Origin of the sequence: uncultured Arcticibacterium sp. (assembly GCF_964021845.1) — a bacterium.
Lineage (GTDB): Bacteria > Bacteroidota > Bacteroidia > Cytophagales > Spirosomataceae > Arcticibacterium.
The window spans coordinates 994064-1019923 of the sequence record NZ_CAXHZC010000001.1 but is presented as its reverse complement, the minus strand read 5'-3'; the positions used below and the strand labels follow the sequence as shown (position 1 = coordinate 1019923).

27 protein-coding genes and 2 tRNA genes are annotated in these 25860 nt (G+C 35.9%); 24 read left to right on the top strand and 5 right to left on the bottom strand.

Going from position 1 to position 25860, the window contains the following annotated elements:
* Window positions 1-20: 20 nt before the first annotated feature.
* A complete protein-coding gene (locus tag AADJ06_RS04265; RefSeq protein ID WP_341225162.1) occupies window positions 21-704 on the bottom strand; it encodes an SH3 domain-containing protein in 684 nt (227 codons plus the stop codon).
* 122 nt (window positions 705-826) lie between these two features.
* Here AADJ06_RS04265 and AADJ06_RS04260 point away from each other — a divergent pair.
* Both AADJ06_RS04260 and rlmD read left to right on the top strand, forming a co-directional pair.
* Window positions 827-899, top strand: a tRNA-Lys gene (locus AADJ06_RS04260).
* A gap of 50 nt (window positions 900-949) precedes the next feature.
* A complete protein-coding gene (rlmD, locus tag AADJ06_RS04255) occupies window positions 950-2365 on the top strand; it encodes a 23S rRNA (uracil(1939)-C(5))-methyltransferase RlmD (protein ID WP_341225161.1) in 1416 nt (471 codons plus the stop codon).
* 141 nt (window positions 2366-2506) lie between these two features.
* Here the strand turns inward: rlmD and dnaB are convergent, their stop codons facing one another.
* Window positions 2507-4072: a replicative DNA helicase gene (gene dnaB / locus AADJ06_RS04250; RefSeq protein WP_341225160.1), complete on the bottom strand. Its 1566-nt coding sequence runs from the start codon at window positions 4070-4072 to the stop codon at window positions 2507-2509.
* Window positions 4073-4302: 230 nt separating this feature from the next.
* Between dnaB and AADJ06_RS04245 the strand changes: the two genes are divergently transcribed.
* The 5 genes from AADJ06_RS04245 to holA are packed head-to-tail and all read left to right on the top strand — an operon-like array spanning window position 4303 to window position 8585.
* Window positions 4303-5247, top strand: a complete 945-nt coding sequence (locus AADJ06_RS04245; protein WP_341225159.1) for a PhoH family protein — start codon at window positions 4303-4305, stop codon at window positions 5245-5247.
* Entirely contained in the window at window positions 5231-6484 is a 1254-nt protein-coding gene (locus AADJ06_RS04240) for a M43 family zinc metalloprotease (protein WP_341225158.1), read from the top strand. Before AADJ06_RS04245 ends, AADJ06_RS04240 begins: the two co-directional genes overlap by 17 nt.
* A gap of 12 nt (window positions 6485-6496) precedes the next feature.
* Window positions 6497-6967 carry a dCMP deaminase family protein gene (locus AADJ06_RS04235; protein ID WP_341225157.1) on the top strand — a complete coding sequence of 157 codons (471 nt, stop codon included), beginning with the start codon at window positions 6497-6499 and terminating at the stop codon, window positions 6965-6967.
* The gene (locus tag AADJ06_RS04230; protein WP_341225156.1) at window positions 6964-7563 is read left to right on the top strand and encodes an ACP phosphodiesterase; all 600 of its coding nucleotides are present in this window, start codon (window positions 6964-6966) and stop codon (window positions 7561-7563) included. Before AADJ06_RS04235 ends, AADJ06_RS04230 begins: the two co-directional genes overlap by 4 nt.
* A gap of 2 nt (window positions 7564-7565) precedes the next feature.
* Window positions 7566-8585, top strand: coding sequence for a DNA polymerase III subunit delta (gene holA / locus AADJ06_RS04225; protein WP_341225155.1), 1020 nt, complete (start codon window positions 7566-7568; stop codon window positions 8583-8585).
* 34 nt (window positions 8586-8619) lie between these two features.
* Here holA and AADJ06_RS04220 read toward each other — a convergent pair.
* A tRNA-Met gene (locus AADJ06_RS04220) sits at window positions 8620-8693 on the bottom strand.
* 147 nt (window positions 8694-8840) lie between these two features.
* On the opposite strand from AADJ06_RS04220, the gene AADJ06_RS04215 reads away from it, so the two are divergent.
* The 7 genes from AADJ06_RS04215 (at window position 8841) to AADJ06_RS04185 (ending at window position 17415) form a co-directional block, all read left to right on the top strand.
* Window positions 8841-9218: an START-like domain-containing protein gene (locus AADJ06_RS04215; RefSeq protein ID WP_341225154.1), complete on the top strand. Its 378-nt coding sequence runs from the start codon at window positions 8841-8843 to the stop codon at window positions 9216-9218.
* Between the two features lie 6 nt (window positions 9219-9224).
* Window positions 9225-10751, top strand: a complete 1527-nt coding sequence (locus AADJ06_RS04210) for an LptF/LptG family permease (RefSeq protein ID WP_341225153.1) — start codon at window positions 9225-9227, stop codon at window positions 10749-10751.
* 64 nt (window positions 10752-10815) lie between these two features.
* The gene (gene rpsO, locus AADJ06_RS04205) at window positions 10816-11091 is read left to right on the top strand and encodes a 30S ribosomal protein S15 (protein ID WP_111369983.1); all 276 of its coding nucleotides are present in this window, start codon (window positions 10816-10818) and stop codon (window positions 11089-11091) included.
* Window positions 11092-11225: 134 nt separating this feature from the next.
* A complete protein-coding gene (gene pnp / locus AADJ06_RS04200; protein ID WP_341225152.1) occupies window positions 11226-13364 on the top strand; it encodes a polyribonucleotide nucleotidyltransferase in 2139 nt (712 codons plus the stop codon).
* A gap of 90 nt (window positions 13365-13454) precedes the next feature.
* On the top strand, window positions 13455-14318 hold the full coding sequence (locus AADJ06_RS04195) for a sigma-70 family RNA polymerase sigma factor (protein ID WP_341225151.1): 864 nt from the start codon (window positions 13455-13457) through the stop codon (window positions 14316-14318).
* 8 nt (window positions 14319-14326) lie between these two features.
* Complete coding sequence (gene menD / locus AADJ06_RS04190; protein ID WP_341225150.1) at window positions 14327-16027, top strand: 2-succinyl-5-enolpyruvyl-6-hydroxy-3-cyclohexene-1-carboxylic-acid synthase; 1701 nt, start codon at window positions 14327-14329, stop codon at window positions 16025-16027.
* Between the two features lie 35 nt (window positions 16028-16062).
* Window positions 16063-17415, top strand: a complete 1353-nt coding sequence (locus AADJ06_RS04185) for a glycosyl hydrolase family 28 protein (RefSeq protein ID WP_341225149.1) — start codon at window positions 16063-16065, stop codon at window positions 17413-17415.
* Window positions 17416-17476: 61 nt separating this feature from the next.
* Here AADJ06_RS04185 and AADJ06_RS04180 read toward each other — a convergent pair whose 3' ends face one another.
* Window positions 17477-18025 carry a hypothetical protein gene (locus AADJ06_RS04180; RefSeq protein WP_341225148.1) on the bottom strand — a complete coding sequence of 183 codons (549 nt, stop codon included), beginning with the start codon at window positions 18023-18025 and terminating at the stop codon, window positions 17477-17479.
* A 10-nt stretch (window positions 18026-18035) separates the two neighbouring features.
* A complete protein-coding gene (locus AADJ06_RS04175; RefSeq protein ID WP_341225147.1) occupies window positions 18036-18584 on the bottom strand; it encodes a hypothetical protein in 549 nt (182 codons plus the stop codon).
* Window positions 18585-18949: 365 nt separating this feature from the next.
* Between AADJ06_RS04175 and AADJ06_RS04170 the strand changes: the two genes are divergently transcribed.
* The 10 genes from AADJ06_RS04170 (at window position 18950) to AADJ06_RS04125 (ending at window position 25842) form a co-directional block, all read left to right on the top strand.
* Window positions 18950-19630, top strand: coding sequence for a response regulator transcription factor (locus tag AADJ06_RS04170; RefSeq protein WP_341225146.1), 681 nt, complete (start codon window positions 18950-18952; stop codon window positions 19628-19630).
* The gene (locus AADJ06_RS04165; RefSeq protein WP_341225145.1) at window positions 19630-21021 is read left to right on the top strand and encodes a HAMP domain-containing sensor histidine kinase; all 1392 of its coding nucleotides are present in this window, start codon (window positions 19630-19632) and stop codon (window positions 21019-21021) included. The genes AADJ06_RS04170 and AADJ06_RS04165 overlap by 1 nt, the downstream gene beginning before the upstream one ends.
* An 84-nt stretch (window positions 21022-21105) precedes the next feature.
* Window positions 21106-21624 carry a hypothetical protein gene (locus AADJ06_RS04160; protein ID WP_341225144.1) on the top strand — a complete coding sequence of 173 codons (519 nt, stop codon included), beginning with the start codon at window positions 21106-21108 and terminating at the stop codon, window positions 21622-21624.
* Entirely contained in the window at window positions 21621-22100 is a 480-nt protein-coding gene (locus AADJ06_RS04155) for a hypothetical protein (protein ID WP_341225143.1), read from the top strand. The genes AADJ06_RS04160 and AADJ06_RS04155 overlap by 4 nt, the downstream gene beginning before the upstream one ends.
* Window positions 22101-22325: 225 nt before the next feature.
* Window positions 22326-22952 (top strand): lamin tail domain-containing protein, encoded by a 627-nt coding sequence (locus tag AADJ06_RS04150; protein ID WP_341225142.1) that lies wholly within the window; start codon window positions 22326-22328, stop codon window positions 22950-22952.
* A 39-nt stretch (window positions 22953-22991) separates the two neighbouring features.
* Window positions 22992-23411 (top strand): hypothetical protein, encoded by a 420-nt coding sequence (locus tag AADJ06_RS04145; protein ID WP_341225141.1) that lies wholly within the window; start codon window positions 22992-22994, stop codon window positions 23409-23411.
* A gap of 9 nt (window positions 23412-23420) precedes the next feature.
* Window positions 23421-24125: a hypothetical protein gene (locus AADJ06_RS04140; protein ID WP_341225140.1), complete on the top strand. Its 705-nt coding sequence runs from the start codon at window positions 23421-23423 to the stop codon at window positions 24123-24125.
* 1 nt (window position 24126) lies between these two features.
* On the top strand, window positions 24127-24609 hold the full coding sequence (locus tag AADJ06_RS04135) for a DUF1877 family protein (protein ID WP_341225139.1): 483 nt from the start codon (window positions 24127-24129) through the stop codon (window positions 24607-24609).
* Window positions 24610-24691: 82 nt separating this feature from the next.
* On the top strand, window positions 24692-24844 hold the full coding sequence (locus tag AADJ06_RS04130; protein ID WP_341225138.1) for a hypothetical protein: 153 nt from the start codon (window positions 24692-24694) through the stop codon (window positions 24842-24844).
* Between the two features lie 173 nt (window positions 24845-25017).
* Complete coding sequence (locus AADJ06_RS04125) at window positions 25018-25842, top strand: ROK family protein (RefSeq protein ID WP_341225137.1); 825 nt, start codon at window positions 25018-25020, stop codon at window positions 25840-25842.
* Window positions 25843-25860: the final 18 nt, after the last annotated feature.

Sequence of the window (25860 nt, the reverse complement as noted above, 5' to 3'; positions counted from 1 at the left end):
ATTAATCAGATTTGATTTCCTTAATCAATTATCCAAAAATCGCTCTTTTTAGCAAATTGAATTTCTCCATTAATCAGAAGTCTGAGCCATATATCTTTTTCGCCTATTACATTAACCCTGCTGCCTTCCCCCAAGTTTCCGATAACTTTTGAGGCCGAAGATGGTGCCTGCCTAACATAAACGGTTTCGCTTTTGACTATTCCCTGACTATAATAATCGCCGAAGTTTAAAAACAGCAAACTAAAAAGTACCAGAAAGACAAAGCTCACTTTATGCCTTAAAGCCGTGGGTTCTCGTTTTATTTTCTTTAGAAGAAGTAGGTAAAAGCTAAATCCTACTATTAAAAAAAGTACTAAACATATCCATAAATAAAATCGCTCATAGACTAACAGCAAAAAATTAAAGTCACTTCTGCCATAACCAATGAAAGAGTTTTCTTCAGCCATTTTATTTATTTTAGTAAATGTACTTTCGGACGGATTTAAGTTGAAATACTCACTCAAAAAGTAAATTGCTTTAGAAAAATCTCCTTTTTGCTCGCTAATAAAGGCAAGTTTTAGGTAGGCGTTACTTCTATTTATGGAATGCTTATCCAATAGTTCGAGATACAAATCGCTCGCTTCGCTATATTTCTTCTCTGAAAATAAAGAATCTGCTTTTTTCTGAAACAAGTCTTGCGATTGAATATCAAGGGCTTGTATCATGAAAGCAAAAAAAACTATAAATATTTTTGTTAGGTGTCTTTTCATTTCAAAAAGTTTACTCTACTTTTGCACTCGCAATCGGAACGAAGGTTTAAATGTTCCGCAAATGTAAAGAGATTTTTGATTCCGTAGCTCAGTTGGTAGAGCAATACACTTTTAATGTATGGGTCCTGGGTTCGAGCCCCAGCGGGATCACAAAAGCCACCGAAGTCGGTGGCTTTTTTTGTTATACAGCTATTCATATTATGGCAAGAAGAAAAACAAGAAAGGTCATTGACGAAATAGAAGTTCTCGATTTTGCGGCAGAAGGAAAATGCCTCACAAAACAGGACGGAGAAGTCATATTTATCACTACTCCAAATATAGCTCCTGGAGATATAGTCAAACTCCAAGTTAACAGAAAGCGTAAAAGCTTTTCTGAAGCCATTGTTTTAGAGCGAATAAAAGACTCAGCAGATAGGGTAGAGCCATTTTGTAGTCACTTTGGCGTGTGTGGTGGGTGCAAATGGCAACATATTTCTTATCCGGACCAATTAGCTCAAAAAGAAAAACAAGTTAGAGACCAACTGGTAAGACTTGGGAAAATAGATATTAGCAACATGAAGCCTATTTTGGCTTCTAAGAAGACGCAATTCTACAGAAATAAGCTAGAGTTTACTTTTTCTAGTACAAGATGGCTTACAGCTGACGAAATTTCATCTAGTAATGATTTAGGTGACAGAAATGCTTTGGGCTTTCATATTCCAAAACGTTTTGACAAGGTTTTACCTATTGATACCTGTTATCTTCAAGAGGATCCATCAAATGACATAAGACGTTTTTTTGACGAATACGCTAGAAATAGTGACCAGGCATTTTATAACCACGTAAAGCATGAAGGTTTTTTTAGAACCTTAATGATAAGAACGTCTTCTACTGGAGATGTGATGGTGGTGGTACAGTTTGCCAAAGATGAAAAAGATCTTATCGAAGCTTGCTTAAGTGCTTTTGTTGAGAAATTTCCGGACATAACATCTGTTAATTACTTCATCAATCAGAAAAAGAACGATAGTTACCAAGATTTAGAATCCTTCTTTTTTTCCGGTAAACCATTCATAGAAGAAGAAATGGAAGGTTTGAGGTTTAGAATAGGGGTAAAGTCTTTTTATCAAACCAACTCAGAGCAAGCCTACGAACTTTATAAAGCAGCTCGTCAATTAGCCGAAATTAGCAAAGACGATGTGGTTTATGATTTATACACTGGAACAGGTACTATTGCCAATTTTGTAGCTCATCAAGCTAAAAAAGTAGTAGGCGTGGAGTATGTAGAAGATGCCATAAAAGACGCAAAGATTAACTCTGAAGTTAATGGTATAGAGAACACTTCCTTTTACGCTGGAAACATGAAAGATGTTTTAAACGACGCTTTTATAGAAAAAGAAGGATTGCCAAGTGTCATTATCACCGACCCGCCTAGAGCAGGAATGGACAAAGAAGTGGTAGATACCTTGCTAAGAATTGCGGCAGACAGAATTGTATATGTAAGTTGTAATGCTGCTACACAAGCTCGTGACGTAGCTTTATTATTAGAAAAATATACTGTAGAAGAAGTTCAGCCAGTAGATATGTTCCCACATACACACCACGTTGAAAATATCGTTAAGCTTAAATTAAAGAAGTAGGTATATTATAAAATTCGTGGAGAGCTCCCCTAGAGGGAAGTTTTGCCAACATAATCCTATTCTTTTACTTTTAGAATAATCCTATGCTGATTTAATATCATAGCTACTAGGTTATTAAATCAATCCTCAATTCTAATAGGTTTAGAAGGGAACTTCGTCATTCGGGTCTACTTTCTTTAAGTCGTCATCTTTTGAAAGGTCATTTGCCTTGCTTAGCATAGTAGGAGGCGACCAACTGTCAAAGTGGCTAGTATCTCCAGCTCCACCAGGAAGTGTTATTTTACCGTAATCGGTCAAATTTCCGCCTATTCCTGAGCCCACATCGGTAAACTTAGTAAAAGCACCATGAAACTGCAGCATGATAGATTTTAAGGTACCCGCTCGGTTTTTTGCAATTATTAGTTCACCCAAACCTTCTGTCGGATTACCACTTTCATCTTCCGTAATTTTATAATACTCTGGTCTATACAAGAACATAACCATATCGGCATCCTGCTCAATAGAACCAGATTCTCTTAAATCGGATAATTGAGGTTTTTTATCGCCACCACGCGTCTCTACGGCTCTAGATAACTGAGAAAGTGCTATTACCGGGACATCTAGCTCTTTTGATAAGTTTTTCAAAGACCGAGAAATAGTCGCAATCTCCTGCTCTCTATTAGTATTTACACCAGAGCCATCATCGCCACTCATTAATTGTAGGTAATCAATGATAACCATCTGAATATTATGCTGAGCCTTTAAACGACGACATTTTGCTCTTAATTCAAGTACAGAAAGAGCCGGGGTGTCATCAATAAAAATGGGAGCTGCTGATAATTTATCTAAACGAGTATGAAGCTGTTGCCACTCGTGTGGCTCTAATATTCCTTTCCTCAGTTTTTTACTTTCAATCTCCACCTCTGCAGAAATCATACGAAGCATTAACTGAGTAGCACCCATCTCTAAAGAAAAAATAGCTACAGCAGAATTATGGTCCACAGCGGCATTTCTCATGGCAGATACCACAAAAGCCGTCTTTCCCATACCAGGCCTTGCGGCAATAATGGTTAATTCTGTTTTTTGCCATCCACCGGTCAATTCATCCAAATCTTTAAAACCGCTCGGAACCCCCGTTATACCATCCTCATTATTAAGTTTTTTGTGCTCTAATTCGTCCAAAGTCAGACGCATTATTTCACCCGCATTTTGATAGTTCTTTTTTATACTTTGCTCTGAAATTTCAAAGAAATATTGCTCAGTACTATCCAAGACACTGAAAATATCATTGGATTCTTCAAAAGCTTCTTTCATTAACTCTTCTGAGGCTGTAATCATTTCTCGCTTGATGCTTAACTGCGAGATAATTAAGGCGTGATACTCAATATTTGCAGCGGAATTTACCCGACCCATGAGCTCAGCAATATACTTAGTTCCTCCTGCTTCTCTAATAGAGTTTTGGTTTCTTAAATACCTTGTAATCGTCATCAAATCAATCAGTTCTGAAGATTCATACATGCTCATCATAGCGGCATATATTATTTGATGAGATTTAGAATAAAAAGATTTTGGCTTAATTAAATCTTTAATTTTAGCCAATGCTTCTTTATCAATCAAAATTGCTCCCAATACCGCAGCCTCCATTTCTGTGGAGTACGGTAATATCTTTCCATTTTCGCCAGAAAGCGAGGAAATATTAGGTCTTACAAGTGTTTGATTAAGATTCATTAAGGGGTTTAGACTTTCATCATATTTTAAGTAAACAGAGTGCAATGCTACCACTCAAAATTGACATTAAAAAACGTGATACAAAGGTCTAGATTTTTAAGTCCGTTTGAAAGCAATCATAGAAGTATTTGTCAATCAAATGTGAATAGTATTCTATCTTTTTGTGCACTAAATGAATGAAGTTGTGAATAATTTTCTTGATTTTTGAAAGACATAAAAAATAAAGGCGTTTGACGGAAAAAATTATTGCTTTAGAAGGGGTTTCATTATTAGACTTTTTAGGTGTTCAAAACCGAAATATCAAAGAAGTGTCTAAGTTCTTCCCAACTTGTAAGATAATCTCTAGAGGAAACGAAATCCTCTTAAAAGGCCCTAGTGCAGAAGTGACCCGTTTAGAGGCTTTCCTAAATGATTTACAAGCTCATTATCAAAAATTTAGTACCCTGACACCAGCCGTGGTAAAAAATTATCTTGAAAATGAAAAGGAGATAAAAGACAGCCTTTCTTTGCCAGATGACGTAATTGTCCATGGGAATAGAGGTTTAATCGTAAAAGCCAAAACTACCAACCAGAAGAAATTAGTTCAGGCAAGTTATAAGCATGACATTGTTTTTGCAGTGGGTCCTGCTGGAACAGGGAAAACATATACAGCGGTGGCTTTGGCTGTTAAAGCTTTAAAGGAAAAGCAGATAAAAAAGATTATTATCACTAGACCTGCTGTAGAAGCAGGAGAGAATCTAGGTTTTCTTCCTGGCGATTTGAAAGAGAAAATTGACCCCTATTTGATGCCTATTTATGATGCATTGAATGATATGGTTCATTCTGAAAAGATGAAAGAATATTTAGAACGGAATATTATAGAGATAGCACCTTTAGCATATATGCGTGGGAGAACCTTAAATGATGCTTTTATCATTTTAGATGAAGCTCAGAACACCACGACCATGCAGTTAAAGATGTTTTTGACTAGGATGGGACCGAAGTCTAAAATAGTTATAACAGGAGATGTAACGCAGATAGATTTACCACCAAGGCAAAAATCAGGTTTGGCTGATGCCATTCAAAAATTAAATAAAATCAAGGGAATTAAGTTTATAGAGTTAGACGGACGAGATGTGGTGCGTCACCCTTTGGTAGTAGACATCTTAAAAGCTTACGATGAAGCTAATAAATAGCATATTTTTCATTTTAGTGGTTTTCTCTTCCTCTGCACAGCGATGTGGGCTGGGCGTTATTGCAAGCGATGAATTGAAATCAAGGCATTTACAAATGCAAAGGATTATTGAAAACTACGAGCAAGAAGGTGTTAAAAATGCAAGGGTTCAGGAAGGAATTATCAAGATTCCTGTGGTTGTTCATGTAATTCATGATGAGTTTTCTGGAGAAATAGGGAATAATGGAAGTACCAATATTTCAGACCAGCAGATTTTTAGCCAAATAAAAGTTTTAAACGAAGACTTTAGAAAAGCAGTAGGAACACCAGGCTTCAATAACTTAGAAGAAGGTGCAGATTTGGAAATTGAGTTCTTCTTAGCTCAAGAGGATGAATTTGGGAATCCTAGTTCAGGAATTACTCGCACCTATCAAAACAGACCTTCATACAGCATTTTCTCGGATTTAGGTTTTGTATCAAGTCTATCCTATTGGGATGCCAATAAATACCTTAATATATGGGTCTTAAACTTAGGTGGACTTTATCTTGGTTATGGCGAATTTCCTGGAGCTGCCATAGACGGCTTAGAATTAAATGACCCACCTGCTGCTACAGACGGTATTTTTGTAGATTATCAGGTTTTTGGACGTAGAACGGGCACAGCCAGCAATGGTATATATTCTTATGGTCGCACTTTAACGCATGAAATAGGCCATTGGCTTGGTTTGATACATACTTGGGGCGACGAACGCTGTGGTGATGATTTTTGTGAAGATACCCCGCAAGCAGAAAGGGAAAATGATTCTGAAAGATGTAGGGAGATATTTTCCAGATGTACAGGTACGGTTTCTCGTAATATGATTGAAAACTACATGGACTATTCTCCTGACTCCTGTATGAACGTATTTACAGAAGACCAAAAAGCAAGGGTAAGAACAGTTTTAGAATTAAGTCCAAGAAGGAGACGTTTGGTTTTAAATAGCCAATTTTTATTGCCCTCAAATGACGTGGCCGACTTAAGAATAATCAGTAACCCAGGCACTAAAAACGATATAGCATTTCAAATACTATTACCTAAATTCCAAGATTTTAGTCTAAGTTTTTATGATGTTTTAGGTAGGCCAGTAGGCTACAGGGAGTTTAAAGATTACCCTAGTACCGTTGTTCGGGCTGCCGATTTAGATATTCCCACAGGCATGTTAATAGTAAGAATGCAAACAGAAGGAATATCAATAGTTAAAAGAGTTATGGTGTTTTAAGGAATTAATTTTATGAATAAGGATAAGCCGGATTTTGACGATATTTTCATGGAGTTGGCCATTAATTTGGCTAAAAGGTCACATTGCGTCAAAGCCCAAGTAGGAGCAGTATTAACCAGTGAGACAAGAATTATTTCCATAGGCTATAACGGTCCACCGAGCGGAACACATAACTGTGACGTAGATTTTGGAGCTGAAGGATGCCCTAGAGACTCCAAGGGCAGCTGTTCTTTAGCTTTACATGCCGAACAAAATGCCATTCTTTATGCCGCTAAAAACGGCGGCAAAGTAGAAGGAGCGACCATGTATGTGACACTTTCACCATGTATAGCTTGTGCTAGAGTCATTTTTTCTATGAAAATAAAAAAGGTATTCTTCCTTAATTCTTATGCAGAATATAAAGGAATTGAAAAAGATGAAGGCGTTGAGTTTTTAAGGAGTTTTGGTGTTGAAGTAGTAAAATACATTCAAAATGTCGCATGAATTATCTAGCCCATTTGTTTCTTTCTGAAGATAATGAAGATATTCTTTTTGGTAATCTTTTAGAAGATTTCATGCATGGCAGGGTAGATCATCCTCGTAATAGTCATCTTTCAGAAGGCATTAAACTTGGTATAAAACTTCATCGGAGAATTGATACTCTTACAGACCAGCATGCTATTGTAAGAGAGTGTAAACAGGTATTTTACCCCGAATTTGGGAAGTATGCTTCCATTGTGGTCGATGTGCTTTTTGACCATTTTCTCATTAAAAATTGGGCTACTTATACTGATGAAGAATTTGATTTTTTCAGACAAAGGGTGTACCAAAGTTTAGAAAAATACAGAAGTTTGATGCCACCTAAGTTAGATTTGCTTTTCAATTCTATGATACACCATGATTGGTTAAAAGCTTACGAGTTTGATTATGGTTTAGAGAAATCATTTACTGGATTAAATAATAAAATAAAAAATGGGCCAGATATGCTAAAAAGCATTCCGCTCATGCATGAAAACTATGGTTTGTTGAACCAAAAGTTCAATGAATTCTTTGTAATCATGCAGTTATACAGTCAGAATTACATACTAAGTCATAAATAACCTTGGCAAAATCACTATCACAAGAGCTTGCTGATATAACAGCAGATAACTTAAAGCCTTTATATTTTCTACATGGGGCCGAATCATACTATCCTAATGCCATAGCTAAGAAAATAGCAGAATTGGCTATTCCTGAGCACGAAAAAGGCTTTAATGAATTTATCCTTTTTGGAAAAGAACTAACCGTAGGAGCCGTTTTAAACAATGCCCGTAGGTTTCCTATGATGGCAGAAAAACAACTAGTGCTAGTCAAAGATGCCGAACAGATTCAAGATATAGGAACCAAAGAAGCTCAGAACCTTTTGGTGACTTATGCCAATGAACCTCTCCAAAGTACTATACTTGTTTTGGTGTTTGGTAAGGCTATGGACGTGAGAAAGGCTTTTGTCAAGGCTTTTGACAAGAAAGGTGTCATGATTAATGCCAAAAAGCTTTATGACAATCAGGTGCCCGATTTTATTATGGGTATTTGTCAGGAGAAAAAGCATAAAATATCGCCAAAGGCAGCCCAGTTACTCTTTGAACATATTGGGAATAATCTAGAAGCTATAGTGAAGGAGATTGAGAAAATGCTCATTAATCTTCCTGCGGAAGCTGAAATCGATGGAAATGCCATTGAAAAATATGTTGGAATCAGTAAAGATTATAATGTATTTGAACTTCAGAAAGCCTTAACTATCAAAGATGTGCGTAAGAGTTTTCAGATTGTCAATTATTTTTCTGCTAACACAAAAGACCACCCGATTCAGCCAGTTATACTGATTCTTTATAATTTTTTCGCCAAAGTTCTTTTGGTGCATGGTAGCAAAAGTGACCCAGGAGCAAATCTTGCCTCCATTTTAAAGGTTAATCCTTTTTTTGTGAAAGACTATACAAGAGCTGCACAAAACTATCCAGTCTGGAAATTAATGAATATTATCAGTGCTTTAAGAACCGCAGATAAGCACTCGAAAGGAATAGAAACGGGCACTAAAGTCCCAGATGATATGTACAAAGATTTGATTAATAACGTACTATACTAAAAAATAAAAGCTTCCAAATTGGAAGCTTTTATTGTAGCGGGAAGGAGAGTTGAACTCCTGACCTCCGGGTTATGAATCCGACGCTCTAACCAACTGAGCTACCCCGCCTTTTCTTAACAGGCTGCAAATGTATTAAATGATTTTTTCCGATCCAAAAAGAAATTGAAAGAAATCTCATTTCGAAAAAAAAGCATTGAAATTTGTATTCTTAAGGTTAAAAAGCTAACTAGTCAAAAATTAAAACTGAGTGTAAATATGTCAAAACATAAGTTTGTCAGCGAGTTCTCTTTTAAAACCTCTCCCAAAGTTATTTATAACTATATCAGTAGTCCTGGAGGTTTGCAGCAGTGGTTTGCTACACAAGTATCTGTTGATTCTAATCATAACTTTGTGATAGAATGGGATGGAGGCAAACATTTAGCCGTAGTGACAAAAAAACTCAACAAATCTGCTCGTTATGATTTTCAAGGAGAAGACGAGGGCAATTCTTTAGAACTAAAACTCGTTTTAGGAGAGCTAGACGGCTCTACTTATCTAGAAGTGACAGATATATCAGATAATGATGATGATGATGAACTTCAAGACCTTTGGGATGGTTTAATAGCAGACTTGAAAGACATCGTCGGTGGTTAACACTTTTTGTCTAAAATAGGATTTGAATACTCCATAGTTTTAATGAACAGGATAGATAAATTAGTAATAAAGAACTTTATAGGGCCATTTATACTCACCACCTTTGTTGTGGTGTTTATTTTTTTGTTAAGGTTTTTGATGCTCTATTTTGAAGACTTTGTAGGAAAAGACTTAGAATTAAGCACTTTTGCGAAACTTTTCACCTATTTCTCCTTAATTACCGTACCGGTAGCACTTCCACTTTCTACACTTTTGGCATCACTTATGAGCTTCGGTAACCTTGGGGAGCATACTGAGCTTACTGCCATGAAATCCGCAGGTATTCCTGTTTCTAGAATAATTCTACCCGTTTTTATTTTCACCATAGGTATTTCTATTTTTTCTTACTTCTATAATGACCGGCTAACGCCATGGGCTAACCTTAAGGGTTATTCACTTTTATGGGACGTCAGGACCACCAAAGTGGCTCTGAATATTCAGGAAGGTGTATTTTATAGGCAAATACCAGGTTATAGCATTAAGGCAAAAGAAAAACTACCAGATAATGAAACCATGAAAGGTTTGATTATTTACAATCATACTGACAGAAATGGAAACAAAAACGTCACCACGGCAGATTCTGGGAGAATGTACATGATGCATAATGATTCCTATTTAGTTTTAGAGCTCTATAACGGCTATAATTATTCTAATCAAAAGAATAATCAAATATTAAACGATACGCCTTTCATGAGGAATAAGTTTAAGAAAAATAGGATGGTTTTTTCTATGGCATCTTTTGACTTAAAAAGAACCAGCGAAAATCAATTTAAGTACCATGCCTACATGAAAAACGTTAAGGAGCTGGAGGCTCAAATTGATTCCAGTAAAATATTAATTGAAAAGCAAAGTCTAACACAGGTAAAGGCTGTGAAAAATATGAGCAGCTATCAATTTAAGGAAATTCCTGTCAAATATGATATTGACTCTTTAACGGGCGATAGTACCGCAAAATATATAGCTCCTGGTCCTTGGATTGATGAAAAAATACAGCTTTTAGACGAAGGCGATAGAACAAATGAAATTTGGTCTGTCGCAAAATCTTCTGCACGAAGTTATAAAAGCCAGATGAGTACCAATTTTGCGATGCTCACCTCAAAAAGACGAGACATGTTTAGTGCTGATGTGGAAAGGTGGCATAATTATACCTACGCCATGGCTTGTTTGGCCATGTTTTTAATAGGGGCATCGCTTGGTACAATAATTAAGAAAGGGGGCTTTGGAGTTCCTGTTCTTATTGCTATCAGCTTTTTTATATTTTATTATGTCATGATGCAGGTGACAGATAAAAACGCCAAAGAGGGTTTATTACCAGTTTTTGTTGCTGTTTGGACACCCATTGCGGTATTATTGACCATAGGTATCTATTTACTGAGCAAAGCCACGAAAGATGCTCGACTTTTTGATACAGATATTTACAGTCAGTTTTGGGACAAAATCAAACCCTATTTCATCTTTAAGAAAAATAAAATAAATGCAGCCGAATCAGTGTAACAAAAGTATTTTTTGTACTTTTGCAGCTGTTTTATTTATTACCATAAATCTAGGTTAACATCTTATGTATTTAACTTCGGAGAAGAAGCAAGAGATTTTCTCTTCAAAAGGCTTCCAAAAGAAAGACAGCGATACAGGTTCAGCAGAATCACAAATCGCATTATTCACTTACAGAATTGCTCATTTAACTGAGCACTTGAAAAAACACAAGAAAGATTATTCAACGCAATTAGGTCTACTAAAATTAGTAGGTAAGCGTCGTAGCTTGTTAAAATATCTAATGAAAAAAGATATTACTCGTTACAGAGCTATCATTGCTGAATTAGGAATTCGTAAGTAATAGAAAGAATAGGGGGCTTCATTTGTTGGAGTTCCCCATTTTTGTTTTAAAACGTGTTATGTATCCCCGCGGAATAAGAAATAGGATAAAATAATCGCATCAGAAAGCGGAAAATGCGAAATAAAAATTAATAGATGTTTAAAGTACATTCACAAACTATCCAAGTACCGGGTAGTAAAGACATCACGATTGAAACTGGGAAACTAGCTCGTCAAGCAGACGGTTCCGTAGTTTTACGTTGTGGTAACGCCATGTTATTGGCTACGGTAGTAGCAAGAACTGAGGCTAAAGAAGGCGTTGACTTTCTTCCATTATCAGTAGATTATCAAGAGAAATTTGCCGCGGCCGGTAAAATTCCGGGTAGTTTCCAAAGAAGAGAAGGAAGACTTTCAGATAACGAAATTTTAATTTGTAGATTAGTTGATAGGGCTTTACGCCCAATTTTCCCGAAAGATTATCACGCAGACGTTCAAGTAATGATCTCGATGATATCTTCGGATCCAGAAGTTTCTCCTGATGCACTTGCGGCATTAGCAGCTTCTGCAGCACTAGCCGTTTCAGATATTCCATTTAATGGTCCAGTTTCAGAAGTGAGAGTGGCGAAAATTAATGGTGAGTATGTTATCAATCCTGATAAATCACTTATTGCTGGAGCTAGCCTTGACTTGATTATTGCCGGTACCGCCGAAAATATCAACATGGTAGAAGGTGAAGCTGATGAAGTTTCTGAGCTTGAAATGATTGAAGCTATTAAAGTAGGTCACGAAGCTATTAAGTTACATTGTGCATCTCAAAAAGCGTTAGAAGCAGCAGTTGGTTCTACTGCTAAAAGAGAATACTCTCACGAAACTAACGACGAAGCTTTAGAGGCTAAAGTAATAGCAGACCTTTATGATGAGGTTTACGCTGTTGGAGCAGCTGGTTCTGGAAAAGATGGCAGAAAAGAAGGCTATGCAGCTATTCTTGATGCTTACCTAGCTAAATTCGAAGAAAACGAAAATGATGAGACTGACTTAGGTTTGGTTCGCAAATATTTCTCAAGTGTAAAATATAAAGCATCTAGAGACTTAGTTCTTAACGAGCGTAAGCGTCTTGATGGTAGACAATTGACAGAGATTAGACCAATTGAGTGTGAGGTTGATTACCTTCCTGGTGCTCACGGTTCTGCTTTGTTTACAAGAGGAGAGACACAATCTCTTTCTACCACAACGGTAGGAACAAAGTTAGATGAGCAACTTATTGACCAGCCTATGTTTAATGGTTACTCTAAGTTTTATCTACATTATAACTTCCCAGGTTTTTCTACAGGTGAAGTAAAACCAAACAGAGGAGCTTCTAGAAGAGAAATTGGACATGGTAACTTGGCTCAGCGTTCGCTTGCTAAAGTAATGCCATCTGAAGAAGAAAACCCATATACAGTAAGAATAGTATCAGACATCTTAGAATCTAACGGTTCTTCGTCTATGGCTACTGTTTGTGCTGGTTGTTTATCATTAATGGATGCTGGTATTCCTATTAAAGCTCCTGTTTCGGGAATTGCAATGGGTCTTATCACCGATACAGAGTCTGGGAAATGGGCTGTATTATCTGATATCTTAGGTGATGAAGATCATTTAGGCGATATGGACTTTAAAGTTACAGGTACTGAAAAGGGCATAGTAGCTTGTCAAATGGATATTAAAGTAGAAGGTTTATCGTTTGAGATAGTAGAGAAAGCTTTGGAACAAGCCAAAGAAGGTAGATTACATATCTTAGGTAAAATGACTGCTGCACTTCCAACAGTGAGAACAGAAATGAAATCTCATGCTCCAAGAGCACATAAAATGACTATCGATAGAGAGTTCATTGGTGCAATTATTGGACCTGGTGGAAAAGTTATTCAAGAAATGCAGCGTGAAACTGGTGCTACTATTAATATTGAAGAAGTAGGAAACCAAGGTGTTATCTCCATTTTTGCCACAAGTGGCGATAGTATGGATGATGCAGTTAATAGAATTAAAGGTATAGTAGCTGTTCCCGAAGTAGGTACAGTTTATGATGCTAAAGTTAAATCTATTCAGCCATTTGGTGCATTTTTAGAGTTCTTACCTGGCAAAGAAGGTCTATTACACATTTCGGAGATTTCTTGGGAACGCCTTGAATCAATGGACGGTGTTTTTGAGTCAGGCGAAATTGTTCAAATCAAATTAACTGAAGTAGATAGAAAAACTGGCAAATTCAGACTTTCAAGAAAGGTTTTACTTCCTAGACCTGAAAGACCAGCATCTAAATAACAGAATTAAGCGAACAATAAAAGGACAACTTGTGTTGTTCTTTTATACTTCGCTAAGTATTTTAAGCAGGATTGAAACAAATAAAGCAATATGAGACAACTAAAAATCAGTAAACAGATTACCAATCGCGAGAGTCAATCTCTTGATAAGTATTTACAAGAGATTGGTAAAGTGGACTTGCTTACCCCTGATGAAGAGGTAACCTTGGCTCAGAAAATCCGTGAAGGTGATCAGCTGTCTCTCGAAAGGCTTACAAAAGCAAACTTACGTTTCGTTGTCTCAGTGGCAAAACAGTACCAAAATCAAGGCCTTTCATTAGGAGATTTGATTAATGAAGGTAACTTAGGCTTAATAAAAGCAGCCCAAAGATTCGATGAAACAAGAGGTTTCAAATTTATTTCGTACGCTGTATGGTGGATTCGTCAGTCTATCCTTCAGGCTTTGGCAGAACAGTCTCGTATTGTTCGTTTGCCTTTGAACCGAGTAGGTTCATTGAACAAAATTTCTAAGAAGTACTCTGAATTAGAGCAACACTTCGAAAGAGAGCCGTCTCCTGAAGAACTAGCTGATGTTTTAGAGATTACTGCTAAAGAAGTGGTAGATACCATGAAGATTTCTGGTAGACACGTTTCCGTGGATGCTCCATTTGTTCAAGGGGAAGAAAATAGCCTTTTGGATGTTTTGGAGAATGACGGTGAGCAAAAGCCAGATTCTGATTTAATGGCAGATTCTCTAAGAAGAGAGGTTTTAAGAGCCCTTTCTACACTTACGCAGAGAGAAGCAGAAGTAATTATGTATTATTTCGGACTGAATGGAGAGCAAGCGATGACGCTAGAAGAAATTGGAGAAAAATTCAATTTAACTCGTGAGCGTGTTCGTCAAATCAAAGAGAAGGCCATCAGACGTTTAAGACAGACTTCTAGAAGTAAAGCTTTAAAAGCCTATTTGGGTTAAAATATTTATTGGCTAAATTTGAAGGCACTCCTAACCGAGTGCCTTTTTTTATGACCCAACTAGCACCTTTTCAGCAACTCGCTCGCTTATGCCTTCGTAGAGGCGTAGAAAACGTAATTATTTGCCCAGGAAGCAGAAATGCTGCCCTTACCGTGGCATTTACCAAGCAAAAAGGACTTAATTGTTTCAGTATTTCTGACGAACGGTCGGCCGGTTATATTGCTTTGGGAATGGCTTTGCAAACAGGCAAAACTAGTGTAATCATTTGTACCTCGGGTACAGCTGCATTAAATTTTGCCCCGGCAGTGGCCGAAGCTTACTTCCAAGAAATTCCTTTATTAGTTCTAACAGCGGATAGGCCGCCGGAGTGGGTACATCAATATGATGGACAAACTATTTTTCAGGAAAACCTCTATGGGAAACATGTGAAAAATGCTTTCTCATGGTCTCCAAATCAAACTATTGAAGACATTGAAGAAGCGGCTAAAATCAGTAATGATGCCCTAAATAGCTGTCAAAACCAACCTTTTGGTCCAGTTCATATCAATATTCCAATTCGTGAGCCATTTTATCCTGAAACGGTTAATGAGATTCATGAAGAGTGGGTTATTAAAGAGCATAAAGAAACTACTCAAACTGTTGATATTGCATCTTTTAGGTCCGTTTTAGAAAAGTCTAAAAAACGACTTTTGGTAATAGGTCAGCAACACGACGAATATGTAACAGCTGAAGCAAAAGACTTTGCCGAAAAATTTGGTTTTGTTTTAGTGGCAGATAACATAGCAAATACAAATGGAGCCATACAGAATCATGACCAATTTTTAAGAAATGCCCATAAGGAAATTCTTATACCTGATTTATTAATAAGTACAGATATGTCCGTGATATCAAAATCATTAAAATTGATGCTCCGCAATGGCGATATCAAAGAGCATTGGCATATTCAGAAAAATCCAGCTTTCATAGACCCTTTTAGGTCCTTGACACAGAAAGTTGAAGTAGAACCACAGTACTTTTTCAAACAAGTTTCTGAGAGTTCTGCTTCTGAAATTAATGTTAATTATCAGGAAGCGTGGGAAAGTTTAGAAAAGAGGTCATCGGAGGCTATAGATACCTATTTTGCTAAGCCTGTTTTCTCAGAGTTTCATATTCTGAAAGTTATTTTGCAACAAATGCCAGCTCACAGTATTATTCATTCAGGAAACAGTATGAGTATACGCTATTTAAACGCCCTACAGGCATATACAGACCAAAGTCTACGTGTTTACTGCAATAGAGGAACAAGCGGCATAGACGGCTCTTTAAGCACCGCAGTAGGGCAGGCATTGGCCACAAATAAAACTGTTTATTGTATTTTGGGAGATTTGAGCTTTCAGTATGATAAAAATGCCCTATGGAATAGATATTTACCTGATAATCTTAAAGTCATCATCTTAAATAATGCTGGAGGAATTATTTTCAACATGATTGACGGGCCAAAGAAGCAGGATGCCTTCCAAGACTTTTTCCGAACAGAACAACCCAATAAAGCAGACTTAATAGCTCAAGAATACGGTTTAGCCTATTTAAGTATTAAAGAGGAGTCTCAAATAGAATCTAGAATTTCAGAATTCTTTCAAATGAAAGAGAAATGTATTTTAGAGATTTTTACAGATTATGATAATAATGTAACTGCCTTTAAAGCGTTTTTCGAAGACCAAGTTCATTAGTTTTAAAATCAATCTTACCCTTAAAGAAATATAAAATGTTCAAACTCACACAACTATTAACCGTTCTCTTCCTTAGCAGCATAACAAACGCTCAATCTCTTAAAGTTTTCGATGTTAAAGATTTTGGAGCCGTAGGAGATGGAGTAACCAATGACCAAGTGGCTATTCAAAAAGCGATAAACGAATGTGCTGGTACTGGCGGAACCGTAGTTTTTAAAGAAGGTAAGTTTTTGACTGGGCAATTGGTTTTAGGAAGTGATATGAATTTGGCGATAGCCGAAAGTGCTACTATTTTGGGTATGATGTCTGATGAAGAATCTGTTTATCCTCATCATTTGATAGAAACAGTTTATCCAAACAGAATGTTGCAAGATTGCCAACGCAGGTTGATTTATGGAAATCATGTTGAAAATGTCACCATTTTCGGTAAAGGAACCATTGACGGGCAAGGCTTTTATGAGCCTTGGATGAATGTAAAAGAACTAGGTACCGAGAAAGACAGACCATCCATTTTAGCTTTTGTAGGTTCTAAAAACATTCAAGTGGCAGGGATTCGCATGATAAACCCAGCCTGTTGGACCCAAGTTTACATAGAATGTGACAGCGTTGTTATTTCGGGAGTTTATGTCCATACAGGTAATTTAACTCCAAATAGAGATGGCATTGACATTGTAGATTGTCATAATGTTTTGATTGAAAACTGCGATATTAGCTCAGAAGATGATGGAATTTGCTTTAAAAGCGGAAGTGAATTTGGTGTTAAAAACGTGGTAGTAAAAGATTGTAAAATTGATAAGCTAAATGTGAGAGCCGGAAATTGCTTCAAACTCGGTACAGATGGTTTGGGAAGCTTCATGAATTTCCAGGTTTCAGGACTAGAAATGAAAAATGCCTATCAAAACTCAGCCATTACCATTGAATCTATGGATGGGGCGGTAATAGACAATCTGAACTTTGAAGAGTGTACTATTTCTAATTGCGGTCAAGCATTTTTTTTGCTGCTAGCAGATAGAAAAAGGACAGTTCCAGGCCGAAACCCACGAATAGGCAGCATATCAAACATAAATTTTAAAAACATCACAGGAGATAATTTTACACAGCAGTACCCATCTATTATTACTGGCGTGAAAGGCCATAACATTCAAAATGTTAGTTTTGAAAACGTTCACCTAAATCTAAAAGGTGGTATTTCAGAAACTAATCAAACGGTGATGGAATATGACGGCAAATATCCAGAAGGAAGTTATTTTGGTAATACTAACGCTCATGGCTTTTTCATAAGACACACTGATGATGTGAAATTTACAAACTGCAGCTTTACCACGGAAATAAAAGATGCAAGAGAATGGCTTATTACCGAAAATGTAAAGTCCGTTTCTGTGAAATGATAGCGATAAATAAAGCCATCTAATTTTCTAGATGGCTGAATTAAACAATTGGAAGTATTCTTTAAAACTTGATTCCTATGGTCATGGTATTGATAAAAGTTCCCGTAATTCCTTGCGTATAATTAAGGCCTAAAGAGGAGTTTAAACCAAAGTTAAAGCGGTCAATGTTGATTCCTAAACCACTTTGAACCTCGAAGCCAAAAACACTTTCATAGTCGTCTTCCATGTCAATTCTTTCTGGGTCGTAGTAACTGTCATAGGAGTAATAATAGTAGTCATCCTTTACGAAGGAATATCTCAAGGCCGGGCCCACACTCCAAGTTACTGTTCTATCCATTCCAAAAGGATATAATTTAAGTGTAGGGGAGATGCCAAAGCCTTCATAACCATTTGCTTCAAAATAGTATTGAGCCGGTAGCTGCCATGCCATTTTATCACTTATCTCTCTTTCGTAAGAAACACCAATTCCCATAACACCACTTTCTGAATAAGCTCCAATAACAATAGGCTGTAAGCTTAAGATTTGAGTTGGTTTTTCTTTAATCACTTCCTCCTGAGCATATAAAGCCGAAGTAGAAAGAACTGCTAAAAATACAATTATTGATTTCATGCTTTTTTATTTAAAATCTAATTCCAACAGACATATTGTTAATAAACGTTCCTGTAACACCTTGCGTATAATTTAGCCCTACGGATGAGCTAATACCAAAATTAAAACGCTCAATATTAATCCCCAAACCACTTTGAAATTCAAATCCGAAAACGCTTTCAAACTCAGTATTGTCATAGCGAGTAGAACTGTAGAAATTGTCGTGAGGATAATAATAGTAAATATCCTTTATCAACGAATAACGTAAACCGGGTCCCACACTCCAAGTAACCGTTCTATCTATTCCAAAAGGAAATAATTTAAGTGTAGGAGAAATTCCAAAACCTTCATAGCCTACTCCCTCAAAATAGTATTGAGCAGGTAGCTGCCAGGCCATTTTATTACTAATCTCTCTTTCGTAAGATAGACCAATGCCTATTACGCCTTCTCTTGCATAAGGTCCAATGACTATAGGCTGTAAACTTAGTATTTGGTCAGACTTATTTTCAACTACTTTTTCTTGAGCATGTAAAGTTGAAAGAGATAGAATTCCTAATAATTGGAAAATTATTGTTTTCATGTGTATTGATTTTTAAGAAGACGCTCAAAATCTATAAAAAGTTGGTTTAACAAGCTTAAATATTCTGGATAAAAATTATTTTAATGGTGCTTTAAGTTTAGAATTCTAACATTCAATGTAAAAGAACACGAATGGAATCTTCAATCCATGACTCTTCGAAAAAGAATTAAAACCAATCTTTACTTAGTTTATTATTTCTGCCTCGGTAGCGATATAATGAAAACATTAATAGAAAATAGGGATTATTAATAATGAGTCAAAGACATATTATTTTGGAAAACCTTAGACAATTCTAATTATATTCTAATCTCGCAAAGAATCTAAATGGTTCTTTTGTGGGTATGTTTACTGATTAAAGAACTCTTATGAATCAGGTTTTACTTATTGAAGACGAGCAAAATGTGGCCGATTTTATAAAAATTGGCTTAGAAGAAGACGGCTATAAGGTTTTTCATGCGAAGGACGGCTTTATTGCCTTTGAGTTTCTGAAGAAATCATCTGTATCCATTGTTCTTTTAGATATTTTATTGCCAAATATTAATGGATTAGAAATTTGTAAGAAAATAAGACAAGATGGATTTAATGAGCTGCCTATTCTGATGCTCACAGCTCTAGGAAGTGCTGAAAATGTGGTGCTCGGGCTTGATAGCGGTGCAGATGACTATTTGGCAAAGCCTTTTAAGTTGATTGAGCTGAAAGCTAGAATAAGGACACTTTTACGTAGGAAAGAATACTCCAGCAACGCTGAGCCACAGAATACCTATAAGTTTGACGACATAAACTTAAATGATGACACAAAAGAGGTTAGCAGAGCCGGTACTAAAGTTACACTAACATCTACAGAGTATCGTCTGCTTTTAATGTTTATGAAAAACCCGCTTAAGGTGCTTTCTAGAACTGAGCTTTTAGACGAGGTATGGGGAATAAATTTTGATATTGGCACTAATGTGGTGGATGTTTATGTCAATTACTTAAGAAAGAAACTACAGGATAAAAAGGTGATACATACGGTAATAGGGATGGGCTATGTACTTAAAAGTGAATAATGAAAATACGGAATAGAATACTATATCTACTTATAGCTGCCTTTGTAATTTATGCTGGTATTTTTTCGGCTTTTATTTATTATTCTATTTCAAATTATGCCTTTACCGATTTTTATAAAAGACTGGAAATAAGAGCGGCCATAGCGGCCAAAATTAAAATAGATAAACCGAGTGATATCAATAGTATAAAAGAGGTAGGACAGGAGTACCTTGAAAATTTACCTAATCAAAGAGATTACATTTTTCCAGTAAAAGATAATGTATTTGTAGAGGATAGTCTGATGACTAAAATACCGAAGGGTTTGATTGCTGAGGTATTAAATCAGGGCGTCGGTAATGAACACATCAAAGAGGATTTTTATACTGGTATTCTTCATAAAAATATACATAACGAGAAGTTTGTAGTAATAGTAACAGCCCAAAATTACTTTTATAATCATCATATTTCCTACCTCAAAAACTTACTGATAGTTTGTTTCATTGTTGGCATTTTATGGATCGTGTTTTTTGCCTTGCTCATTTCGGAGAGTATAATAAAACCGGTAAAGAAAATAGTGCAGGAAGTGCTGAATATAAGCACCGAAAACCTTCATTTAAGGTTAGAAGAACCCTCTGAAAATGACGCCCTAACAGATATCAGGCATACTTTCAATGATATGTTAGATAGGCTTGAAACGTCGTTTGAAACTCAGAAAAATTTTATTAGCAATGCATCGCACGAATTAAACACTCCATTAACATCTATAATTGGCGAAGCAGACCTTGTGCTTTCTAAAGAGCGGAAGCCGGAGCGATACCAAAAAGCAATTCAGAAAATGCTTTCTGAAGCAGAAAAACTAAGTAGTAAGACTAAAGCTCTATTGTTTTTAGCAAGAACGGGTTTTGATGGAAAAATTCAAAAGTTTTCGGAAATACGGATAGACCAGTTGGTTTTAGATGTAAAAGAAACGCTTCAAGAAATGAATGGAGACTCACGTGTAAGTATAGATTTCAGTATGTTGCCAGAAGAACCAGAACTGCTTACTATTTATGGAAACGAGCAATTATTACATTTAGCCCTATCAAATGTCCTAATGAATGCTTGTAAATATTCCAGCAATGCTCAGGTTTATTTAAGTCTAGGCTTTGCCAAAAATGAAGTAAGTATTAATGTGAAAGATTCAGGAATTGGAATTCCAGAGCAGGAAATATCACATATTTATGACCCCTATTTTAGGGCTTCAAATACTGCAGATTTTGAAGGGTACGGCATTGGTCTTCCTTTAAGTAGAAATATTGTCAAAATACATCATGGCACGCTAAAAGTAAGTTCTGATATAAACAAAGGGACTAATGTGGAACTTAAATTTCCCATAGCTGGAAGTGAGTCTTCTAATGATATTCTAATCTGAGCGAGAAATCCTAATAAGCTTCTAATCTTCTGTTAAGGCTCTTCTAATGTCTCTAGGTGTAAATTGTTTTAAAAATAAAACGATATGAGACAATCAAGAAAAATAGTAATCCCAAATGATTTTAGTGTGAGACCTATGCTTCTTCTTGAGAAGATTATGGAGTCAAACCCGAATGTCAATTTTGACATTTTGATGCTGCATGGCATTTACCCTCCTGAGGGGCTTGGTAATCTGTTGTTTTTTAGCAAAATGGAAGTTTTCAAAAACTTAGAAAATGAAAGTTATGTAAAGGAATATTGTGCCTTCATGAATAAGTTTAAATCGCGTATTACAGCTATGCACTCCGATTTAATTACCTCTACTAGCAGTTTTTCCTTAAATCTGTTTTTAAAGTCTAACAATATAGAAGAGGTATATGTACCTGATGGACTCCATTTTAAATTCAGTGGAAGAGATAGTTTTAACCTGATTCCGCTTTTAAAAAAGAGTAATATTCCTGTAAGAACCTTATTATTTCAAGTTGAAAAAGACACAGAGCTCAGCAGTGAGGTCGCACCATTATTCCGATTTGATCTAAGCCAATTTTTAATTAATTCTATATGAGGTTCATACATCTGTTTTTAACAACGCTGGTACTATCTGTCATAATTAGCCTTATAGTACTTTTAGAATGCAAATCGGCCGAGGGCCAGTTACTTGGTGACTGGGATGAAGTCACATGGGAGTATGAAAATAGTAATACTGATGACCGAATGATTGATTTTGAGATTAGCCAAGGCCAAAGAAGTGAAACTTTTGAGAAGTTGATAATTTATGGAGGCGAATCATGGCGTTTTACCAATGATTATAAAATGAAACTAAGGCTTCAAGATGGTTCCTACGAAGACGTAAAATGGAAAGTTAAAGGGCGTGGAAACGTTTTAGAATTAGAACATGAAAACCTAGGCTCAGAAAAATATCAGATTCAAAAGATTTCTGAGGATAACCTAGTCATACATTTTAGTTCTGACGCACAGCATACTGGCGTAGTAAAAATGACATTGAAAAGAAAGCTAGGGAAGGTTTATGCTAAGAGGTAGGTTAAACGGATGGATTGAAGGTGAGTCTTTACTTGTTGAGTTTTTTTTGTAAACTCTTAATTGGATTAATAAGGGTTTAAGAAATGCTTAACTGAAGGACTAACAAAATTTTATTAAATGGAGTGGGGTTAGAAATTGATATATTATTTTAAACAGTTTATATCAAATTAATCTTTCAAAAAGTTCAAAAGCTGTCTATTTTTGGTGTTACTTTAAAAGCCCTATATGAAACCACACCTCAAAGCCTTTTTTGTTGTTTTATTAATTAATTTTCCTTTTTTATCAATTAGCCAAGATGTCATAATTAATGAGTTTATGGCCTCTAACGAATCAGTAGAGGTAGGAAATAATCAGCTAAATGAAGATTGGATTGAACTTTATAATTCTGAAAGTCAAAATGTAAATATAGGAGGGTATTACCTCTCTGATGACTCAAATGACTTGGAAAAGTTTCAATTTCCGGAGCCAACAATAATTCCAGCATATGGATATTTACTTTTGATTAGTACTGAAGGAAATTCTTCTGGAAGCGAAGTTTATATTGACTTCTCTATTTCTAAGTCTGGTGAAGAGTTGCTACTGGTTGCTCCAGATGGTAGTAGTGTTTTAGATTCTTTTAGTTTTAGAACTCAAAGAAGCAATATCTCAATGGGTAGGGATCCTTTAAATTTAAACCTTTGGAGGTATTTAGAAAAATTCACCCCTGAGGTAAAGGAGCTGCTTGCCAAAACAGGTAGGAAATTAGATGATAAAGCAGTTTATGCGATGATAAAAAAATTAGATGCTGGTGAAATAACACACGAACATTTTTCTGAGATATGCGAACATTTTGAACGCACTCCAAGAACGTAGAAATTCACTATAACTGAGATGATTAATCATTTTAGGAGTATGGCCGATTTTGAAAGAGCTAAAATGTCTTTTGCTAAATTATCAGCAAGCGATCTTATTACCCAGGTGAGTTTTGATGTGAAGTTAAATGGTAAGACTTTTAGAACAATAATAGATGGTGTTTCATTTGATAAATCTATAGGGAAATACGTTTTACATGAAGCAAAATTTGGTAAAGGAATTTTGTCTAAAAATCAAAAAGCGTTACTATGTGCATTATTAAACTTGACAGACACAGCCGTGCAAATTAGTATGATAGCAGGTAGTGGAACTAAAGGTGAGCAAATATTTCAAAGAGAACACAAAGGCCTAGTTGATATTAAAAATTACATTGACTCTGACATGAAAGTTTACAAAGAAACAGGGATAGGATCTAAAACAGATGCCGATTTCGATCCAAGTAAATGTGGCAGCTTATAAATACCAATTATGGAAATTTACGGAAAAAAATTATTTATCAAACTTATTAAAGAGGTGATGCTTCCATATATGGAAACTCAGGGATTCAAAAAAAAAGGTGTGGGTGACTTCGTAAGATCAGGAACAAAAGGAATCGAGTACTTTTCTATTGATGGGAGATCGACTAGGTACAGTAACTGTGAATTTAATATTGGAACCTACTTTCCGAAATACAGACGGTATTATAAAGAACTGTTTGATGACTCAAATGTTGTTGTACAATTTGGCTTCTTAACCATAAGAGCCCATCCCAAAAATAATACATATTTTGAAGAATTAGGAATCCCTCAAAATATTGGAAGCTTATACGGGATAGAGGATTTGGATCAGGCAAGTGAGATTGCCAAAACGGTCTTTAATAAGGTTGCATTGCCATATTATCAAAAAGTGAATGGACTTTTAGATTTCAGGAATGAACAACTAAGAGATTTCAAAGAAGACATTTCTGATGTTAAAGAATTAAAAGGAGAAATCACTTGGCCACACTCAAGTCAGGTTCTAGAAATTTTAGTTATTACAAAGATTTTTGAACCTGAAAAATTAAAGGATTATTGGGATTTATTTTTAGAAATAGATCCTTTAACATTTAATAAAGCTATTCAAGAGATTGCTATAAATGGGCTTAAAAGAATTAAGCCTGACGAAGCTAAGGAATTATTGAAATCAGAAAAATAAAATGGTAACAGAATTTAGATTTCATAAAATAGCAAAAACAGAATTAAAAACTTATTTGACTGAACCCTCTAAAGTGCTGGATATAAGTGCAGATTTTTCTTTGGATGAAACATGGCACGCCATTCATTTCTTGTTGTGCAAAGTTGATAGAGATGGAGAGCTCAAATATGCAGAGGTAGTACTTGAGGGTATAGAATTACCTATGCCTGAAACAATGATGGAAATGTATGAGCCAACTTTTAATTTAGGGTCACCTATCCATGACCTAAATGTCCATTTAAGTAAAGTCAACGAGAAAGAATTAGTAGAGCTTTATTTAGAAAGCGAATTAGAAGAGAATGATATTCACATTCCAATTTATTTTGAAGAAATGGAGGAAGATGAGCAAAAATCAATGCTTTTGAGGGACATAATAGATTTGAAAAAATTCTATTCGGAAATAGAACCTGAGAGAGAGTTTATAATAAAATATTTAGGGTGTTAGTTTATCTTCTCTACTCAAAGTCTCAGTCAAGGACTCTGGGAAATAACAAGCCAACAAGTGTCAAAAATGAATTAACCCACATATGAAACTAAAACTACTAACACTATTTATGTTTACTGGCCTGGTGGCTACAGCACAGCTGGTAGGCACAGAGCAAGTGGTAATCAAGCAGCTCTATACGGGAGACTTTACGGTAAATGGAGATAAGGATACCTATTACCTTGTCATAGTGTGAAATTACTGATAAATGAAATTTTTCTATTATATATAACGTGTAGTCGCATATCAATTATTCCACCAAAAATAGATTTGTAAGTTTTCCTTAAAGCAGTAGTATTTTTTATTAAAATCCTAGTATTACAGTTGGGTTTTGATTCGAAATTATTGTGCTAATCTAACAAATTGACCATGAATATAGGGGTTGACTTAGGGGGGACTAAAATAAAAGTTGGAGTGGCCAACGAAGGTTTAATACTCCAACAAAATACCGCTTTATTGTTCCAAAAGGAATCGCTGTCGTCTACGCTTAAACAAATAAAGGATCTCATTAGACCGCATATTTCTAAGAGTATTGATAAAATTGGAATTGGCGTTCCGTCTGTGGTAGATACAGAAAGAGGGATAGTTTATAACGTGACTAATATTCCCTCGTGGGAAAAAGTAGCTCTTAAAGACATACTTGAAGACGAGTTTCAGCTACCTACTTTTGTTAATAACGATGTGAACTGCTTTACACTAGGCGAACATCTATTTGGACATGCAAAAGGCTATTCCACAGCCGTTGGACTTACATTAGGCACAGGTCTTGGTGCAGGTATTATCATCGACAATAAACTCTATAAAGGTTGCAATACAGGAGCTGGTGAGATTGGTCTATTAAAATACCTTGAAAAAAACTATGAATACTATTTAGGTAACTCATTTTTCGTGCGAAATTTTAATTTCAATGCACATGAGGTTTCTATGGCCGCTGAAAGAGGCGAAAAGTGGGCATTGGATGCGTATAGCGAGTTTGGCCAGCACTTGGGAGCTGCCATACAGGCTGTGATGTACACTTATGACCCAGAGGTGGTAGTTCTTGGTGGCTCCATAAGCAATGCCTTTTCATTTTTTGAAAAAGCTATGTACGAAGGCTTAGAGGATTTTGAATTTCCAGAATCTTTGAAAAAAATTAAAATAGTAAAATCTGATAACGACAACATTTCTCTATTAGGTGCCGCTGCACTGAAATAGCGAAGAATATTTTAGCAC

Excerpts from the sequence above, each read along its gene's own strand:
- AADJ06_RS04235 (WP_341225157.1), top strand. The coding sequence starts at position 6,497 with ATGAATAAGGATAAGCCGGATTTTGACGATATTTTCATGGAGTTGGCC.
- AADJ06_RS04135 (WP_341225139.1), top strand. The coding sequence starts at position 24,127 with ATGGTAACAGAATTTAGATTTCATAAAATAGCAAAAACAGAATTAAAA.
- AADJ06_RS04195 (WP_341225151.1), top strand. The coding sequence starts at position 13,455 with ATGAGACAACTAAAAATCAGTAAACAGATTACCAATCGCGAGAGTCAA.
- AADJ06_RS04150 (WP_341225142.1), top strand. The coding sequence starts at position 22,326 with ATGAAACCACACCTCAAAGCCTTTTTTGTTGTTTTATTAATTAATTTT.
- AADJ06_RS04130 (WP_341225138.1), top strand. The coding sequence starts at position 24,692 with ATGAAACTAAAACTACTAACACTATTTATGTTTACTGGCCTGGTGGCT.
- dnaB (WP_341225160.1), bottom strand. The coding sequence starts at position 4,072 with ATGAATCTTAATCAAACACTTGTAAGACCTAATATTTCCTCGCTTTCT.
- AADJ06_RS04180 (WP_341225148.1), bottom strand. The coding sequence starts at position 18,025 with ATGAAATCAATAATTGTATTTTTAGCAGTTCTTTCTACTTCGGCTTTA.
- AADJ06_RS04170 (WP_341225146.1), top strand. The coding sequence starts at position 18,950 with ATGAATCAGGTTTTACTTATTGAAGACGAGCAAAATGTGGCCGATTTT.
- rpsO (WP_111369983.1), top strand. The coding sequence starts at position 10,816 with ATGTATTTAACTTCGGAGAAGAAGCAAGAGATTTTCTCTTCAAAAGGC.
- AADJ06_RS04265 (WP_341225162.1), bottom strand. The coding sequence starts at position 704 with ATGATACAAGCCCTTGATATTCAATCGCAAGACTTGTTTCAGAAAAAA.
- pnp (WP_341225152.1), top strand. The coding sequence starts at position 11,226 with ATGTTTAAAGTACATTCACAAACTATCCAAGTACCGGGTAGTAAAGAC.
- AADJ06_RS04145 (WP_341225141.1), top strand. The coding sequence starts at position 22,992 with ATGGCCGATTTTGAAAGAGCTAAAATGTCTTTTGCTAAATTATCAGCA.
- AADJ06_RS04160 (WP_341225144.1), top strand. The coding sequence starts at position 21,106 with ATGAGACAATCAAGAAAAATAGTAATCCCAAATGATTTTAGTGTGAGA.
- AADJ06_RS04125 (WP_341225137.1), top strand. The coding sequence starts at position 25,018 with ATGAATATAGGGGTTGACTTAGGGGGGACTAAAATAAAAGTTGGAGTG.
- AADJ06_RS04175 (WP_341225147.1), bottom strand. The coding sequence starts at position 18,584 with ATGAAAACAATAATTTTCCAATTATTAGGAATTCTATCTCTTTCAACT.
- rlmD (WP_341225161.1), top strand. The coding sequence starts at position 950 with ATGGCAAGAAGAAAAACAAGAAAGGTCATTGACGAAATAGAAGTTCTC.
- AADJ06_RS04155 (WP_341225143.1), top strand. The coding sequence starts at position 21,621 with ATGAGGTTCATACATCTGTTTTTAACAACGCTGGTACTATCTGTCATA.
- AADJ06_RS04230 (WP_341225156.1), top strand. The coding sequence starts at position 6,964 with ATGAATTATCTAGCCCATTTGTTTCTTTCTGAAGATAATGAAGATATT.
- AADJ06_RS04185 (WP_341225149.1), top strand. The coding sequence starts at position 16,063 with ATGTTCAAACTCACACAACTATTAACCGTTCTCTTCCTTAGCAGCATA.
- AADJ06_RS04215 (WP_341225154.1), top strand. The coding sequence starts at position 8,841 with ATGTCAAAACATAAGTTTGTCAGCGAGTTCTCTTTTAAAACCTCTCCC.
- AADJ06_RS04165 (WP_341225145.1), top strand. The coding sequence starts at position 19,630 with ATGAAAATACGGAATAGAATACTATATCTACTTATAGCTGCCTTTGTA.
- AADJ06_RS04140 (WP_341225140.1), top strand. The coding sequence starts at position 23,421 with ATGGAAATTTACGGAAAAAAATTATTTATCAAACTTATTAAAGAGGTG.
- AADJ06_RS04240 (WP_341225158.1), top strand. The coding sequence starts at position 5,231 with ATGAAGCTAATAAATAGCATATTTTTCATTTTAGTGGTTTTCTCTTCC.